This is a genomic window from Flavobacterium aquiphilum (genome assembly GCF_027111335.1).
Lineage (GTDB): Bacteria > Bacteroidota > Bacteroidia > Flavobacteriales > Flavobacteriaceae > Flavobacterium > Flavobacterium aquiphilum.
This window is the reverse complement of sequence record NZ_CP114288.1, coordinates 1,944,882-1,962,754: the sequence shown is the minus strand read 5'-3', so window position 1 is coordinate 1,962,754 and position 17,873 is coordinate 1,944,882. Positions and strand designations below refer to the sequence as shown.

Below are 17,873 nucleotides of genomic sequence, written 5' to 3'. Positions count from 1 at the left end.
TTTATAAAGCATTTGACAATCTGTAATTTACAAATATTTAGGCTTTCGTTTTGTTTTTTGTAAAAAATCAAAATCAGCCGACACTTCGTTAACTATATTATTAACTTAATCGCTGTAAATATGAGAAGCTTAAAATCATTTAGTCTTGTTTTATTGGTTCTTTTTTCCTATACCAAAGTAATTTCGCAGACTTACAAAATTGATGTTTCCAAAAGTATCATTAATTGGGAAGGAAAAAAAATAACGGGACAGCATGAAGGAACAATTAAGTTTAAAGATGGCTACCTTATTTTCAAGGACAAAAAATTGACTGGAGGCAGTTTTACCGCAGACATGAAAACATTATCAAATACAGACCAAACAGGGAGTTCCAAAACAAAATTGGAAGGCCATTTAAGATCTGAAGATTTTTTTAGTGTCGATAATTTCACAACTTCCACTTTAGTATTCAAAAGCATTGCCAACAAAGGAAACAATACCTACCTCATCAATGCCGATTTGACTATTAAAGGAATTACAGGCAATGTTCAGTTTGATTTGGTTGTAAACGGAAATAAAGCTACCGCCGAATTGGAAATTAACCGTACCAAATATGATATCAGATACGGTTCAGGAAGTTATTTTGACGATTTGGGAGACAAAACAATTTATGACGATTTTGAATTAAACGTAGTTTTGGCCTTCTAAACAAAACAATTTAACAAAAAAGCAAAAAAAATATCTTTTTTTTTATTTCATATTTTTTGCCGAAACAAATATCATTTATATATTTGCAAACAACAAAACAAAACATGAAAACATTAACAAACAATACTTGGTGGTGGAACAATTTACGTCAAACGTCGTGAAGTAAGCTCCTATAGTATTATTTGAACTATAATATAAAAAGGCTTGTCATCACGACAAGCCTTTTTTTTATTTCGAAAAACACAAAAAAAATCCATTGTATCAAAAGCAAGATAAAGCATGAAAACCTATAAACTACAAACACATTACAAACAAATACTAGCCGATACGACGACACCGGTAAGCATCTATTTCAAAATAAGAGATAAATTTCCAAATAGCCTTTTATTGGAAAGTAGCGATTATCATGGAAACGACAACAGTTTTTCATATATCTGCTGCAATCCGATTGCTTCGATAAAAATTGAGAACGAAACGATCTCCAAAAACTATCCTGACAGAACGTCCGAAACAATTACAATTGATGCAAACACTGATGTACCAGAAATTATTCAAAACTTTTCAGGGCAATTCAAATCTGACAAAACCGATTTCAAATTCATCAATAACGGTTTGTTTGGATATATCTCATATGATGCCGTTCGTTATTTTGAAAAAGTAAGTATTGCTAAAAAAGAAAACAGCAATTCGATTCCGGATGTGTATTATGCGGTTTACCAAAACATCATTGCTATCAACCATTTCAAAAATGAAGCCTATATTTTCTGCCACAATCTTGACGGCACAAACAATATCTCGGAAATTGAACAATTATTACAATCGAGAAATATTGCTTCGTATAAATTCTCTAAAGAAGGTGAAGGTTTTTCAAACCTAACTGATGAAGAATTCAAACAAAATGTGGCTTTGGCCAAAAAACATTGTTTCCGTGGCGATGTGTTCCAATTGGTTTTATCCAGAAGGTTTACGCAAGGATTCAAAGGTGATGAGTTCAATGTTTACAGAGCTTTAAGAAGCATTAACCCATCCCCTTACCTATTCTTTTTTGATTATGGTGATTTCAAAATTTTTGGTTCTTCACCCGAAGCGCAAATTATTGTAAAAAACCGTAAAGCCGAAATTCACCCAATCGCAGGAACTTTCAGAAGAACCGGAGATGATGAAAAAGATGCCGATTTAGCAAAAAAACTATCCGAAGACAAAAAAGAGAACAGCGAGCACGTAATGTTGGTGGATTTGGCCAGAAATGATTTAAGCCGACACGGACATGCCGTTCAGGTAGAAAAATACAGAGAAGTACAGTTTTTCTCCCACGTAATCCATTTGGTATCCAAAGTAACCGGACATTTACACGATAAAGCTACTACCATGCAGGTTGTTGCCGATACTTTCCCGGCAGGAACTTTAAGCGGGGCTCCTAAACACAGAGCCATGCAATTGATTGAAGATTACGAAAAAACAAACCGTAATTTTTACGGTGGCGCCATCGGTTTTATGGATTTTGAAGGCAACTTCAACCACGCCATTATGATCCGAACTTTTCTTTCCAAAAATCACCAGCTGCATTCCCAAGCGGGAGCCGGAATTGTCGCCAGTTCAGATGAAGAAAGCGAAATGCAGGAAGTTTACAATAAATTACTAGCATTGAACAAAGCATTGGATTTAGCCGAAACAATTTAATCCCCCTAGCCCCCGAAGGGGGGACTTCAGCTACAGTGGAAAAGATAACACTAAACAATAAATAATAATTAAAACCCTATTTACCCCAATAGGCACTCCCCTCCTTCGGAGGGGCTGGGGGAGGAAAAATGAAAAAAATACTAGTCATAGACAATTACGATAGTTTCACTTATAATTTGGTACACTATCTTGAAGATTTAGATTGCGAAGTTACCGTTTACAGAAACGATGAATTTGATATTGATGAAATAGCAGGTTTCGATAAAATCTTGCTTTCCCCTGGACCCGGAATTCCTGATGAAGCGGGATTATTGAAAGCTGTTATCCAGAAATATGCCCCTACCAAAAGTATTTTCGGGGTTTGTCTTGGACAACAAGCAATTGGAGAAGTTTTTGGAGGAACACTTTCCAACTTGGACAAAGTATATCACGGTGTTGCCACACTGGTAAAAAAATCGGTTAGTGACGAATTACTCTTTGAAGGATTAGAGGACGAATTCGAAGTAGGACGCTACCATTCATGGGTTGTCGATGCCAATTTACCTGATGTTTTGGAAGCCACTTCTTTTGACGAAAATGGTCAGGTTATGTCTTTGCGCCATAAAACATACGATGTTCGAGGTGTACAGTTTCACCCCGAAAGCGTGTTAACACCAAACGGAAAAAAGATTTTGGAAAATTGGTTGAAAAACTAGAAATCAATATTTTAGACCTAACAGATTTTAAAAACCTGTTAGATCTCTAAATGACAAACAAATGAAAACAGTCAAAATCCGCTTTATCATCTCTTGCCTTATTTTTTGCTTTCTTTCCTGTAACAAACAAAAGGAGCAAAAAATAGAGCAAACCGTTACTGCACAACCCGAAATGGTTTTGGATTTAGTTGCTTTGCAAGCAAATAGTAAATTGGGAAAAGATACTGTTGTCACTGTTATTAATGATCCTGTTTATCATAAAACGAAGAAATATCATGCCGTAAACGCATCGCTTCTTTTAAAAAATGAAATGGATTTGTCAAAAGTTGACATCAAGAACACACTGATTGTTTTCGAATGCATTGACGGTTACAAACCCGAAATGCCTCTTGAATTATTTTTGGAAACAAAATCATTTCTAGCTTTCAAAGATGTTGATGCACCAAAAGGTTCCAATTGGGAAAAGATTGTCAAAAACGGAAACGAAATGAATGCAGATCCGTTTTATTTGGTTTACACATCGATTTCAGCGGATAATCAGAAATACAAATGGCCATATAATGTGATAAAATTTCACTTGGAGCCGAAAAATAAAAACATCGAAGCCTTGCAACCAAAAGATGATGAAGCGGCAATGAAAGGTTTTGAACTATTTCAAAAATACTGTATTACCTGTCATGCGATAAACGGAATTGGAGGCGAAATGGGACCTGAATTAAATTATCCCAAAAACGTAACCGAATATTGGAAAGAAACCGAATTGGTTGATTACATTGTAAATCCGGCTTCTTTCAGAAACAAAGTAAAAATGCCAACACTCGGAATCACAAAACAGGAATCGCAGGAAATTGTAGATTATTTGAAATACATGTCGGGAAAGAAAATAGAAGTTAGAAAATAGAGGATAGAAAACAGAAAATAGACGTTAGAAGTTAGAAAAAAATCTTAGAAACTTAGTCACTTAGAATCTTAACAACTTAAAAAAATGAACATAACCATTTCCGAAACAAGGGACATAAATCTCGATGACATATTAGTATTGTACAAAGCAAACGGCTGGAGCTCTGCTGAGAAACCAACACAGTTGTACAATGGTTTATTGAATTCCGAAACGCTGATTACAGCTTGGGAAGACAAAAAACTTATCGGACTTGGAAATGCTATTTCTGACGGGCATTTAACGGTTTATTATCCGCATTTATTGGTACTACCGGAATATCAGGGAAAAGGAATTGGTAAAATGATTGTTGACAAAATGCAGGAGAAATACAGTCACTTCCATATGCAAATGCTGACCGCCGACGGAAAAGCAGTGGATTTTTATAAAAAAAATGGTTTTGAGCGTGCCGGAAACACCGAACCAATGTGGATTTATCAAGGAAATGAACACTAAAAAAGTTGATTGTTTTCAGTATTTAGAATTCAGTCAATAATAAACTTAAAAACTTAGTTACTTAGAATCTTAGCAACTTAAAAAGAAAAATGAAAAACATATTAAACAGATTAATCAACCACGAAATTCTCTCCAAAGAAGAAGCCAAAAACGTATTGGTTAACATCTCTAGCGGAAGTTACAACCCAAGCCAGATTTCGGCATTCCTGACCGTTTACATGATGAGAAGCATTAGTATAGAAGAGTTAGCGGGATTCAGGGAAGCGCTTTTAGAATTATGTATTCGTGTAGATTTATCCGATTATAATACTATCGATTTGTGCGGAACGGGTGGTGACGGAAAAGACACTTTCAACATTTCTACTTTAGCCTCATTTGTATCTGCCGGTGCAGGAATAAAAGTCGCAAAACACGGAAATTACGGTGTTTCTTCGATTTCAGGTTCAAGTAACGTGATGGAAAAATTGGGCATTAAATTCAGTAACGACGCAACTTTCATTGAAAAATGCATCGACAAAGCCGGAATTGCGATTTTACATGCACCATTATTTCACCCTGCGATGAAAAACGTGGGTCCGATCCGAAAAGAATTGGGAGTTAAAACCTTCTTCAATATGTTGGGGCCAATGGTAAATCCATCTTTTCCACAAAACCAATTGGTAGGTGTTTTCAATCTCGAATTGGCCAGAATGTATGGTTATTTATATCAAAATACCGATATCAATTTTACTATTTTACATTCACTAGATGGCTACGATGAAGTTTCATTAACAGGGCCAACAAAAATAATAACCAGCACTAAAGAAGGAATATTGAATCCTTCTGATTTTGGTGTTTGTCTTTTAGCGCAAAGCGAAATTGAAGGCGGAAAAACCATCGATGAATCGGCAGAAATGTTCATCAATATTATTTCCGGAAAAGGAAACGAAGCGCAAAACAATGTAGTTTGTGCCAATGCAGCAATGGCAATTTCAACTGTAAATGGCAGTTCTCCATTAGAAAGTTTTGAATTGGCTAAAGAAAGTTTGTTCTCTGGAAAAGCATTAGCAGCTTTAAATAAATTGAAAGAATTAAGTATTTAAGTTGAATCAATAAAAACAAATAACTCATGTTTAAAAAGATTGTTTTTGCCATCACGCTTTTTCTGTCAATACATTCCTCTGCACAGAAAGTCCCGTTTTACGGCGATATTCAGGCTTTCAAAAAGGAAGACAGCTTAAAAACTCCAATAAAAAATCCCGTTCTTTTTGTCGGCAGTTCGTCTTTTACAAAATGGACACATTTACAACAGGATTTCCCATCGGTTCCTCTTATAAATCGTGGTTTTGGCGGTTCAACTTTATTAGATGTGATTCGTTTTCAAAATGAAATTATTTTCAAATACCATGCTCGAAAAATAGTTATCTATTGTGGAGAAAATGACATAGCGAGTTCTGAAAAAGTTACACCAACCGAGGTGTTCAATCGTTTCAAAACTTTGTACAAAAACATTAGAAAACAAGAGCCAAATGTTCCAATTATCTACATTTCTATAAAACCTAGTCCGTCACGATGGCAAATGAAAGAGAGACAAATAGAAACCAATAAACTTATTGAAAACTATATAAATAAAAATCACAATATCATTTTTGTAAATATTTGGGATAAAATGCTTGACGCAAACGGAAATCCAAAAGAAGATATATTTGGGTCAGATCGTTTGCACATGAATGAAAAAGGATATCAAATATGGATCGATACCTTAAAAGACAAATTGAATTAGGCAAAAAACTACAAGAATTAAGTAAGAAGAAAATCATGGCTTTTGAATTAAAAAATGTAGTCCCTTGGGGGCGAAATTTAGAAGAATACACCAAAATTTTCAAACTGACGGATGCTGATTTCAATAATCGAATTATCAGTTTTGGAGATGGACCGGCTAGCTTCAATTCAGAAATGGCAAAACTTAATAAAACTGTAGTTTCACTGGATCCAATTTATCAATTTACAAAAGCTGAATTAAATCAACGAATTGACGAGACCAAAGAAACAGTTCTGGAACAAATGAGAACGAATCAGGAAAAATTCGTTTGGAAAAACATCAAAAACGTTGATGAATTGGAACAAATTCGCATGAAAGCAATGTCTGTTTTTATTGATGATTATGAAAAAGGGAAAGAGCAACAAAGATACATTTATCACGAGTTGCCAAACAAAACAAAATATGACACTTCGGAATTTGATTTGGGGTTAAGTTCCCATTTCCTCATTCTGTATTCGCAACTGGGATTGGATTTTCACATTAAGTCAATTAGCGAAATGTTGCGTATTTGCAAAGAAATAAGGATATTTCCAATATTGAATTTGAATGCAACAAAATCAGAAGTTTTAGAAGATATCATTACTCATTTTAGTACTGATTTCAATGTGACGATTGAATCATCAGACTATGAATTTCAGAAAGACGGAAACAAAATGCTGGTAATTAAAAGAAAAATCAATTAAATAAAATGAATATATTAGACAGAATCATAGTTGACAAAAAAAGAGAAGTTGTTCTTAAAAAATCAATCATTCCGGTTTCGCAATTGGAATCCTCTGTTTTCTTTGAAAAAAAAGTGATTTCTCTAAGTCAAAATTTGAGAAACAGCAACACGGGAATCATCGCCGAACATAAACGTCGTTCTCCTTCAAAAGCGGTTATCAATCACGGTTTTACTGTTGAGGAAGTGGTTAAAGGATACGAAAGTGCGGGTGCTTGCGGGATTTCGGTTTTAACTGACGGAAAATATTTCGGTGGCTCTTTGGACGATTTACTTTTGGCGAGAGCATCGGTTAATATTCCGCTGTTGCGAAAAGAATTCATTGTTGACGAATACCAAATATTGGAAGCCAAAGCCCACGGAGCTGATTTAATTTTGCTTATTGCTGCAGTTTTGACAAGAGAAGAAATCAAATCATTATCTGAATTTGCTAAAGGTTTGGGATTGGAAGTACTGTTGGAAGTACACAATCTGGAAGAACTGGAAAAATCAATAATGCCGACATTGGATATGATTGGGGTGAATAACAGAAACCTGAAAACTTTTGAAGTTAGTCTTGATTTCAGCAAAGAATTGGCAGACAAAATCCCTAACGAATTTGTAAAAGTTTCTGAAAGCGGTATTTCGTCAATCGAAGCCATAAATGAACTGAAACCTTATGGTTACAAAGGATTTTTGATTGGAGAAAACTTTATGAAAACCGACAACGCCGGAAAAGCGGCAACGGAATTTATTGAGCAATTAAAATAAAGACACGGATTTCATAGATTAACACAAATTAATTCTGTGATTTATATCTAAAATTTAAAATGAAAAAACATTCAGAACATAAAGACACTTCGACTCCCTCTCCTTTGGAGAGGGCTGGGGTGAGGATTAAAATCTGCGGAATGAAATACCCTGACAATATGATCGAAGTAGGTTCGCTCCTACCCGATTATATGGGATTTATATTTTGGCCAAAATCGGCTCGCTATTTTGATGGAGAAATGCCTGAATTACCTAAATCCATTAAAAAAACGGGAGTTTTTGTCAATGAAAGCATCACTGTAATTGAGGAAAAAGTAAAAAAATATAATTTACAGGCTGTTCAATTACACGGTCAGGAATCGGTTGCATTTTGTTCGGAAATAAAAACTAAATTTGGTACTTCCATCGAAATCATCAAAGTGTTTTCAGCAGACGAAAATTTTGATTTCAGTGTTTTGGAACCCTACGAATCGGTTTGTGATTATTTTCTTTTTGATACCAAAGGAAAATTACCGGGCGGAAACGGAACCACTTTCGACTGGAAAATATTGGAGAACTATCCATCGACAAAACCGTTCTTCCTTAGTGGCGGAATTGGAATTGAAGAATTGGATTCGGTAGCAGCAATTTTAAAAACCAATTTACCGATTTATGCCATCGACGTAAACAGTAAATTCGAAATCGAACCTGGATTAAAAAACATCAATCTTGTACGGACAATTCGCGAATTGTCCCTACGCGAAAACAAATAAAAAAAATAAAATGTCATACAACGTCAACGAAAAAGGCTATTACGGAGAATTTGGGGGAGCTTACATCCCTGAAATGTTATATCCAAATGTGGAGGAATTACGCCAACAATACCTAAAAATAACCGCAGAACCTGAATTCCAAAAAGAATTCAACCAATTACTAAAAGATTATGTGGGTCGCCCAAGTCCATTGTATTTTGCAAAAAGGCTTTCTGAAAAATACAATACCAAAATCTACCTCAAAAGAGAAGACCTCAACCATACGGGAGCGCACAAAATCAACAACACTATTGGACAGATTCTGGTTGCCAAAAAACTAGGCAAAAAACGTATCATTGCTGAAACCGGTGCTGGACAACACGGAGTTGCAACCGCTACCGTTTGTGCTTTGATGGGATTGGAATGCATCGTGTACATGGGCGAAATCGACATCAAGCGTCAGGCGCCAAACGTTGCCCGTATGAAGATGCTTGGAGCGACTGTACGCCCTGCGCTTTCTGGTTCAAGAACATTGAAAGATGCGACAAACGAAGCCATTCGCGATTGGATTAACAATCCGGTGGATACTCACTATATCATTGGTTCTGCGATTGGACCACATCCTTATCCGGATATGGTAACCCGTTTTCAAAGTATTATCTCCGAAGAAATCAAATGGCAGTTACAAGAAAAAGAAGGACGCGAAAATCCTGATTTTGTTGTAGCTTGCATTGGTGGAGGAAGTAATGCAGCAGGAACTTTTTATCATTTCCTTGACAACGAACAAGTGGGAATCATAGCGGTTGAAGCTGCCGGAAAAGGTGTAAACAGCGGTCACAGCGCCGCAACGAGCAAACTGGGAAAAGTGGGTATCATTCACGGTTGCAAAACCTTATTGATGCAAACACCTGACGGGCAAATTACCGAACCTTATTCTATTTCGGCAGGATTGGATTATCCTGGTGTAGGACCAATGCATGCGCACTTGGCACAATCAGGTCGCGCCGAATTCTTTTCGGTTACCGATGATGACGCTATGGAATCGGGATTGGAATTATGTAAACTGGAAGGTATTATTCCTGCTATTGAATCTTCGCATGCTTTGGCGGTTTTGAAAGAAAGAAATTTCAAACCGACGGATGTTGTAGTTATCTGCCTTTCAGGTCGTGGAGACAAAGATTTGAATACGTATATTGATTTTTTCAAGTTGTAAAAATAAGTTACTGAGATTCTGAATGTCGAAAAACAACTTTTTTGGGGTATGATGGCAAATGAGCAATGGTGTTTCCTTTTAGCCCCGATAGAAGTGGAAATCCTTTTGTAGAGATGGGTTTCAAACCCACCTCTACAAAAGATTGTAACGGATAGCGGGAACAATGCCGGCAAAAAATGCCCTAATGTTTCTGCTTCAAAAAATAATAATTAAAACTCAGATTAATAATAAATGACAGTATAATATTCTCAAAACATAGTAGCTATGCAAAAATTATTCGCTTATGGGACTTTACAGGACAAGGATGTCCAAGAAAATCTTTTTGGCCGTATTCTTGACGGAACGCCGGAAACATTGGTTGGTTATGAATTAAATGAAATCCAGATTGAAGAAGAATTTGGCATAGAGCATTATCCTATCATTATGGAAACTAACGATTCCAACGACACCATCAGCGGTGTTTTATATGAAGTCTCGATGAGGGAACTCCATCAGGCAGATTTATATGAAGGACTGCATTACAAACGTGTGGAAGTTTTACTGCAATCAAACCAAAAAGCCTGGGCTTATAGCGCTGCGATTTAGCAAAAGGCAAAAAATAAACTATGCATTATTTAAAATTGCATAGCAATAAAAAACACAACGACAGGATTTTGGATCCCAAGAAAAATATTTTTAAAATGAACAGAATAAACCAAAAATTACAAGAAGATAAAAAAATACTTTCTATCTACTTTTCAGCGGGATATCCCAACTTGAACGACACAGTGCAAATCATTCAAGACTTAGAAAAAAACGGTGTTGACATGATAGAAATCGGGTTACCTTTTAGTGATCCTTTGGCTGACGGACCAACCATTCAGGCGAGTTCGACACAGGCTTTGGAAAACGGAATGACATCACAAATTTTATTTGACCAATTAAAAGACATTCGCAAAAGCGTAAATATTCCGTTGGTGATAATGGGATATTTTAACCCAATGTTGCAATATGGAGTGGAGAAATTCTGTGCAACATGTGCCGAAATAGGGATAGACGGTTTAATTATCCCCGACCTTCCTGTTGATGTCTATGCCGAACAATATAAAGCCATATTCGAAAAATACGGATTACTCAATATTTTCCTGATTACACCGCAAACTTCAGACGAGCGTATTCGTTTTATCGACAGCGTTTCGGACGGATTTATTTACATGGTAAGCTCTGCTAGTGTTACGGGTTCACAATCAGGTTTTGGAAATACACAGGAAACGTATTTCAAACGCATCGGCGAAATGAATTTGAAAAACCCACAAATCGTTGGTTTTGGAATCAGCAATGCAGAGACTTTCAATCAAGCAACACAATACGCCAAAGGAGCGATTATCGGAAGTGCTTTCATCACGCATTTGAAAGAAAACGGAAGCGGAAAAATAGGTGATTTTGTGAAAACGATTCGATAAACAGTTTCTTTTTATAAATCATTAAACCGCAAATTCGCAAATTATAATAAGTATTCTGTACTTAATAAATTTGCGAATTTGCGGTTATTTTTTTGCCTACGCAATATTTTCCCCATATCGTAATTCCCCTTCGAACCTAAACGCTATCATTATTTTTTGGAGCAGAAAGATTATGCCTTTTCAGAAACATTGGTCCCGCTTTCCGCTTCAATCTTGTGATCTCGTCTTTCAAAGGACGAGACCACAAGGATTTCCACTGCAATCGGGGCTAAAAAACAACATTACGCCTTTTAATAATCATTCAAAAAAAAGAGAACAATTAGTTCAGATTTAGAATAAACAGCAAAAACCGAAGCCTCTCAAGTTTTAGAGTGTTTCCCTCTCAAAAAACTCCTCCTTTACTCATACCCCTATTTAGCCTTCTCATAACTCAATATTAAGGGTTAATGCCATTTTTTTCCAAATCAACAAATCAATTCGGCAACTTTGAATTGGTAAAAATGTTAATTTTTTAACGAAAAAAAGCACAATTAACAAGTCTAACGACATATCTTTACAATATTACAACTATTTTTCCTAATAAAAACAAAAAAAATCTCCCAATACTGACATGAAAAATTCTGTAAATTTCTTTTTGAACGGAAAAGCCACTACCATAGAAAATCCCTCACCTGATTTACTTTTAATCGATTATTTAAAATCTCCAAAAGTGGCACTCTCAGGCCCTAAAAAGCCATGCGGTCAGGGTGGTTGTGGTGGTTGTACCGTAATCCTTTCGGAATGGAACGACACAAAAAAAGAGGCTGAACATCTTGCTATCAATTCCTGTCTTAGACCGGTATGCTCCATAGGCGGACTTTCAGTCACAACAATTGAAGGAACAGGAGGTGTTCGTAAACCAGATCCTGAACACCTTATACAAAAATCCAGTTCTACACGCAGCAACGTTCCCCTCGATGAGGATATTTCTCCTGTATTGGAGGCGGCAAAAAAAGAAGCAGAAGACAAACGACTTGCGGTACAGGAAAAAATAGCCGAAAATATGCAAAGCGTCATTTGTACAGCAGAATTAAAAATTATTGAGGAAATCTCAGAATATCCTTCTGAGGAATCACACTTAGGAATGAATCCTGTTGCATACCAATTGGCTTTAAACAATGGTAGTCAGTGCGGATATTGCAGCGTTGGATTTGTAATGAATATGTCTGAGTTCATACACAATAAACCAAATGCAACCAAAAAAGAAATTGAGGAAGCGTTCGACGGAAACTTATGCCGTTGCACCGGTTACCGCTCCATTCTTACCGGAATGAAAACTTTTGCCTCTGATTGGTCTGCCACCGACGAAAAAAACAGAATGCCCTGTAAACTAGATCCGGTTACCAAAGCCCAACTTCCTTCCAATGTCGAAATTCCCTTTCCTAGAGATGCTCAACAGCCTGCTTCCGGTGTTACCACAAACCGTTGGGTAGCTCCAAAATCGCTATCGGAATTGGCCGAAATATTTAAAAACAACAAGAATATAAGACTCGTACATGCCAACACTTCTTATGGAATCTACAAAAACGAGTATTTAGACACGACTTTTTACGTTGACATTCGATTCATTCCCGATTTGAATACCGAACACAAATTAACGGACGATTATCTTCAAATAGCTGCCAGCACAACATACAGTGAACTTATCGAGATCCTCTCTCAAGGTATCGATAAGCTCAAACACATAAACAAAAAAACATCAATATCTGACATTTCGATATTGGAGGCATTGGACTATATGGCACGCCGAACCGCTGGCCGAATTGTCCGTAATGCTGCTTCTATCGGCGGAAACACCATGCTGGTGCTAAAACATATTCCGATGCATACCGGAGAACCTTTTCCGTCCGATCTTTTTACTGCCCTATTTGCGGTGGAAACAAAAATTAATTACTTATTATTGGACAAAAACGGTATTTTCAAGGAACACACAAAAACTGCCGAAGCGCTAGTTGAAGCTATCATAAAAGATCCTAAACTCGCAGATGAAATTGTCCTTACTTCCTATGTAATTCCTTTGAAAAGTTCAAATGATGTGGCACTGGCGCAAAAAGTGGCACTTCGCGAAGTGAATGCTCATAGTATTGTCAACGCCACTACCAATTTCAGCATTAATGATAATTTGATTGTCAATTCGGCAATGATCGTATTTGGAGGGATTGCACCGTATCCTTGGAGAGCTACGGAAACTGAAGAGGCCATGAAAAATAAAAAACTGACCTTGGGGGATGCCGAAAATCTTTCAAAGATATTGGCAAAAGAAGTCTCCAAAGAACTGGATGCGCAGAAAAAAAGAATGGAAGAAGTTCCAAACGAAGACTTCACCTCGGAATACCGCACCCAACTAGCCGTTTCTTTTTTCTACAAGGCAATTGTAAATGCTTTGGCCGTAAAAGGAGCTTCTATACCGGAAAACCTGATTTCCACAGCTGAAACCAAATGGGGTAATTGGCCGGTAAGTGACGGAATACAAACTTACAAAACACAAGATTATAAAGCTCCGGTAGCGCAACCCTACATCAAGGTTACGGCTATGTACCAAACTTCCGGACAAACCAATTACACTCATGAACTCGCTGTACCGCCACTAACTCTAAACGGTGCATTCGTACAAAGTCAGAGAGCGTTGATGAATTACTCGTTTATAAATCCAAACAATAAAAAAATAGCTTCGATTGAGGAACTAAAAACATTTCTAAAAGAGAAATTCCCAACTTTTACTGATATTATTACCGCAGAAAATATTAAAAACGGGGGGCGTAACTATCAGGGAATGGGAAGTGACCAACCGTTATTTGCGGAACAATTGGTTAGTTATGTAGGACAATCCATTGCGATGGTACTTGCTCCAAGTGAGCAGGACGCTATTAAAATTGCTGCCTTTGTGTCCACGGAATGTGTGCAATATTCGAAACCTGGAGCGCCATGGACAGAGCAATGGAGCGAGCCAATCATAGATTTACTTGAGGCCATCAAAAAAGGAAGTATTTTCCCCGACGCACCGGTTTCTGCTTCTTTCGCTTCCCATATTTGGAAAATAACCCGTCCTGGAAGTCAATTTGAATGGGCCACAAATGATGACACGACGGTTCCTAAAACGCTTTTACGCGAACAAAAAATAGATACAAAAAAAGTTACTGTTGACAGCGTGCCTTGCACCGTCGTTAGTTCCTCACAGCTTTGCGGTGGTCAAGCCCATTTCTACATGGAACCACAGGCCTGTATCGTAACGCCAATGGATGAGCATCGCATGAAAGTACAGCCATCCGTACAAAGTCCCGGAGGAATGCATGATACCGTTGCTTCGGCATTGGCAATGTACCATCACCAAATTGAAGTCGAAGTACCGCCAGTGGGTGGTGGATTTGGAGGTAAAACGGAACAAACTCGTTTTATTGCCGGACCAACAGCCGTGGCTGCAAAAGCGACAAAAAGACCTGTTCGTCTTGCAGTTCCCCGAGATGAGGATACCGCAATGATCGGAAAACGTCATGCTTACTATGGTGAATACCAAATTGCTGTTGACACCGGTGAACATAAAAACGAAAACAAAGGAATTATTCACGGATTCCAACTAAAAATGTGGGGAGACGGCGGTGCTTTCTACGACTGCTCGTTTATCGTTTCCAATTGTATTCAGTTGAGAACGGACAATGCCTACAAAATCAAAAATTTTGAGAGTCAAATCGACGTGTGTCGCACCAATACGGCTCCAAGTACTGCAATGCGTGCGTTTGGTGACGTACAAGGTAAAAATATTGTTGAAAACGCAATTGATGATGCCGCTGTATCATTGAACATGAGACCGGAAGATTTACGCGAAAAAAACCTTTACGACCGTGGTGATGTCACACCATTTGGACAGGCACTTACTTATTGCTACATGAAACAAGTTTGGGCTTATGCCAAGAGAGTTTCGAATTTCGAAGCCAAATATCTGGAAGTGGAAAAATTCAACAAGAAAAACAAATGGCATAAAAGAGGAATTTCTATGATACCCGTAAAATACGGCTCAGGATATAATTTACTTGCATTGGAACAATCTGCTGCCATAGTGGTCATCAATCCCGGCGACGGAACCGTTGTCATTCATCAGGGTGGTGTCGAAATTGGACAAGGTTTGGTTACACAAGCACAACAAGTCGCGGCCTATGTCCTGGGAATACCGATGGAAATGATATTCATTGACAATGTAAACACAAGTGTTATTCCAAATCCAACAAGTACTGGAGGATCTACTGGAACTCCCTATTCTTGTGAAGCGGTAAAACAAACCTGCGAAGAAATGCGAGCCAGACTTATGGAATTTGGCTATCAATTGTTGAAAGAAAACGGTGAGGACTGGTGTAAAAAGAAAAACATAGACTTTTGGAATTATGGTGCCGGAGAAGACAAAGGCTGGGCTAAAAAAATTAAAAGCGGTGACGGAAAAGAAACAATGATTTGGCAAAATCTAATCAGCCAAGCGGCATCGCAAAGGGTTAATCTTATTGCTTCTTTTAACACCAAAATAAAAGGTGGTGAGGTTCAAATTCCGGCCATGACATTCAAAACCGAAAAAGACCAACCTAACATTCCTGGTATAGAACGCGTTAAAGATGCCAAACTTGGTGGTGGCGTTGATTCGTTTGTTGGATTTACCTATTCGGTGGCTTGTTCTGTCACAGAAGTGGATATCCTTACGGGAGAAGTCAAAATCATTAGTTCCGACATCATCTATGACATGGGATGGAGTATGAATCCAGCCATCGACATAGGACAAGTAGAGGGTGCTTTTGTTCAGGGGATCGGATACCTGTTAACCGAAAAATTAGTCTCAGAAACCGAAGGAGCCAATAAAGGTCGATTAAACTCGACAAATACCTGGCGTTATAAAATTCCAGCAATCACTACCATACCGCTGGAAATGAACACTTTTCTTTTTCCTAGAGATGAAGAATCGGTACAAAGTATTCCGGAAGACTCCAACCAAATATTTTCAGCAAAAGAGGTTGGTGAACCTCCTCTGGTATTGGCTAATAGTGTATTCTTCGCAATCAAAGCCGCGATTCGTGCTTCAAGGATTGAACGAAACCTAGACCCACTCTTCCGTTTCGATGCACCGGCAACAGTACAGGAAGTTCGCAGAGCCTGTGAAGTAACCGAAAAACATCTTGGACAATAAAATATTATAGACAAATAAAAACAATCATTACTAATCTTTTTAACAAATGAAAAACTTAAGACCATTAATTATTGCAACTTCCGTCCTTATTGCCTCCTGCAACGGAAAAAAGGATGAGGCGCCAATTATTGAAAAAAGCACGGCTGCACTTGCTGCTTTAGAAAAACAAAACTATGAAGAAAATGGATTCCCTGATTTTGGTTACATGGTAAGCCCTCAGGAATACAGAGAAAAATATTCTGACCAGCCTATATTTCGTTTAAAAACAGATTTCCCAACGGAAATGCCTGAAGACATGCCGAAATTTCTCGAAATAGATTTCAAAAAAGAACCTTTAAAATATATTGAAGCCGTTCGCGATTATGGTTTTGAAGGAAATACAGAAGACTGGGATCCTTATGAAAATAAAGTTCGCAACTGGTATCATATCCCATGGCTACATCCAAGTGTTGAAGGACCAAATGCCTATCCGCCAAATGGAGGAACTGAAGGTTTTCACGGTCTTATTAAAGAAGCTCCACTAGGACCTCTCCAATTAGGTCCTGGACTTAAAGGAGTTGACGGTGATTATTCTGTATATGCCATTACTTTGATCAATGATAAAGCAGGTTATGCAATGGGGCAAATGTGGAAAGATCCTCAACACCCTAATCTTAAAGTATTGGATAAACGTTATAATAATGGTGGATTCCCAACTGGAACCGTCTTCGTAAAATTATTATTTACCGATGCTCCAAAAGGAACCGATTTTGTAGATTATCTTGTAAATCCATTGACATGGAAAGCTTACATCACTGAAAATTTCTGGAAATCAAGCAAAAGAGTCGTTTCTGATGTGCATCTTTTACAAATGGATATCTCCGTTCGTGATCCAAGGGCAGACAGAAGCCCAAGCAATCCTGAAGGAACCGGCTGGGTATTTGGAACTTTTTGCTACAACGGAAAACTGAATAAGAAAAATAAATTGATGAATCTTGTGCCTGTTGGACTTACCTGGGGGAATGATCCTAAAAACAGAATAAATAAAACATCTCCATATCCGCCAATTAAAACTGAGGTTAACAAAGACCTAAAAGAAACTGTAATTTTCGAAAGTCCAAATCTTCCGCCTCAGCATCTTGGATGGAACGGACGATTAGACGGTCCTGCCGATTTAAATACCGTTTCTTGTATGTCATGTCATAATGCGGCTCAATATCCCGCAGTTACTTCACTTGTTCCGCCTAATGCAGCGCCTGATGGTGGACAAGCTCCTCCAGTAGGCGGCGGCGGTCATGAATGGATGAAATGGTTTCAAAATATAAACTGTGGTACCTCAATGAATCAAACTGTATATTCAACAGATTTTTCTTTTCAGGTGGCCATTGCTTTAGAAAACTTTTTCACTGCTAAAGAAGCTGCAGAGAAAGGAAGTTTTGCTTCCCAGTACAAAGCTGTACAAGTACCTATCCGACGTGGAGATGTAGCTCCTAATAAATAATTTGCAAGAGGGATTATTAATTCATAATAAGAATACCGATTCAAGTCATCAAAGATTTGAATCGGTATAACTATACT

15 protein-coding genes are annotated in these 17,873 nt (G+C 37.7%); all 15 read left to right on the top strand.

Annotated elements, in window-relative coordinates; translation table 11 throughout:
* Positions 1–120: 120 nt before the first annotated feature.
* The 15 genes from OZP12_RS08365 (at position 121) to OZP12_RS08295 (ending at position 17,796) form a co-directional block, all read left to right on the top strand.
* Complete coding sequence (locus OZP12_RS08365; protein ID WP_281228590.1) at positions 121–687, top strand: YceI family protein; 567 nt, start codon at positions 121–123, stop codon at positions 685–687.
* Positions 688–966: 279 nt separating this feature from the next.
* On the top strand, positions 967–2,367 hold the full coding sequence (locus tag OZP12_RS08360) for an anthranilate synthase component I family protein (RefSeq protein ID WP_281228588.1): 1,401 nt from the start codon (positions 967–969) through the stop codon (positions 2,365–2,367).
* A gap of 128 nt (positions 2,368–2,495) precedes the next feature.
* On the top strand, positions 2,496–3,062 hold the full coding sequence (locus OZP12_RS08355) for an anthranilate synthase component II (protein WP_281228587.1): 567 nt from the start codon (positions 2,496–2,498) through the stop codon (positions 3,060–3,062).
* A gap of 61 nt (positions 3,063–3,123) precedes the next feature.
* Entirely contained in the window at positions 3,124–3,963 is an 840-nt protein-coding gene (locus OZP12_RS08350; RefSeq protein WP_281228586.1) for a c-type cytochrome, read from the top strand.
* Positions 3,964–4,047: 84 nt separating this feature from the next.
* The gene (locus tag OZP12_RS08345; RefSeq protein WP_281228585.1) at positions 4,048–4,455 is read left to right on the top strand and encodes a GNAT family N-acetyltransferase; all 408 of its coding nucleotides are present in this window, start codon (positions 4,048–4,050) and stop codon (positions 4,453–4,455) included.
* Positions 4,456–4,544: 89 nt separating this feature from the next.
* The gene (trpD, locus tag OZP12_RS08340) at positions 4,545–5,537 is read left to right on the top strand and encodes an anthranilate phosphoribosyltransferase (protein ID WP_281228584.1); all 993 of its coding nucleotides are present in this window, start codon (positions 4,545–4,547) and stop codon (positions 5,535–5,537) included.
* A 26-nt stretch (positions 5,538–5,563) separates the two neighbouring features.
* A complete protein-coding gene (locus OZP12_RS08335) occupies positions 5,564–6,217 on the top strand; it encodes a GDSL-type esterase/lipase family protein (RefSeq protein WP_281228582.1) in 654 nt (217 codons plus the stop codon).
* The gene (locus OZP12_RS08330; protein ID WP_281228581.1) at positions 6,184–6,939 is read left to right on the top strand and encodes a hypothetical protein; all 756 of its coding nucleotides are present in this window, start codon (positions 6,184–6,186) and stop codon (positions 6,937–6,939) included. Before OZP12_RS08335 ends, OZP12_RS08330 begins: the two co-directional genes overlap by 34 nt.
* 5 nt (positions 6,940–6,944) lie before the next feature.
* Positions 6,945–7,727 (top strand): indole-3-glycerol phosphate synthase TrpC, encoded by a 783-nt coding sequence (trpC, locus tag OZP12_RS08325; RefSeq protein WP_281228574.1) that lies wholly within the window; start codon positions 6,945–6,947, stop codon positions 7,725–7,727.
* A gap of 59 nt (positions 7,728–7,786) precedes the next feature.
* The gene (locus OZP12_RS08320; RefSeq protein ID WP_432419521.1) at positions 7,787–8,479 is read left to right on the top strand and encodes a phosphoribosylanthranilate isomerase; all 693 of its coding nucleotides are present in this window, start codon (positions 7,787–7,789) and stop codon (positions 8,477–8,479) included.
* A 10-nt stretch (positions 8,480–8,489) separates the two neighbouring features.
* Positions 8,490–9,671, top strand: coding sequence for a tryptophan synthase subunit beta (gene trpB, locus OZP12_RS08315; protein WP_281228573.1), 1,182 nt, complete (start codon positions 8,490–8,492; stop codon positions 9,669–9,671).
* A gap of 264 nt (positions 9,672–9,935) precedes the next feature.
* Positions 9,936–10,256, top strand: a complete 321-nt coding sequence (locus OZP12_RS08310; RefSeq protein WP_281228572.1) for a gamma-glutamylcyclotransferase family protein — start codon at positions 9,936–9,938, stop codon at positions 10,254–10,256.
* A 95-nt stretch (positions 10,257–10,351) separates the two neighbouring features.
* Positions 10,352–11,113: a tryptophan synthase subunit alpha gene (gene trpA / locus OZP12_RS08305; protein ID WP_281228571.1), complete on the top strand. Its 762-nt coding sequence runs from the start codon at positions 10,352–10,354 to the stop codon at positions 11,111–11,113.
* A 610-nt stretch (positions 11,114–11,723) separates the two neighbouring features.
* Positions 11,724–16,316 carry a molybdopterin cofactor-binding domain-containing protein gene (locus OZP12_RS08300; protein WP_281228570.1) on the top strand — a complete coding sequence of 1,531 codons (4,593 nt, stop codon included), beginning with the start codon at positions 11,724–11,726 and terminating at the stop codon, positions 16,314–16,316.
* Positions 16,317–16,362: 46 nt separating this feature from the next.
* A complete protein-coding gene (locus OZP12_RS08295; RefSeq protein ID WP_281228569.1) occupies positions 16,363–17,796 on the top strand; it encodes a hypothetical protein in 1,434 nt (477 codons plus the stop codon).
* Positions 17,797–17,873: the final 77 nt, after the last annotated feature.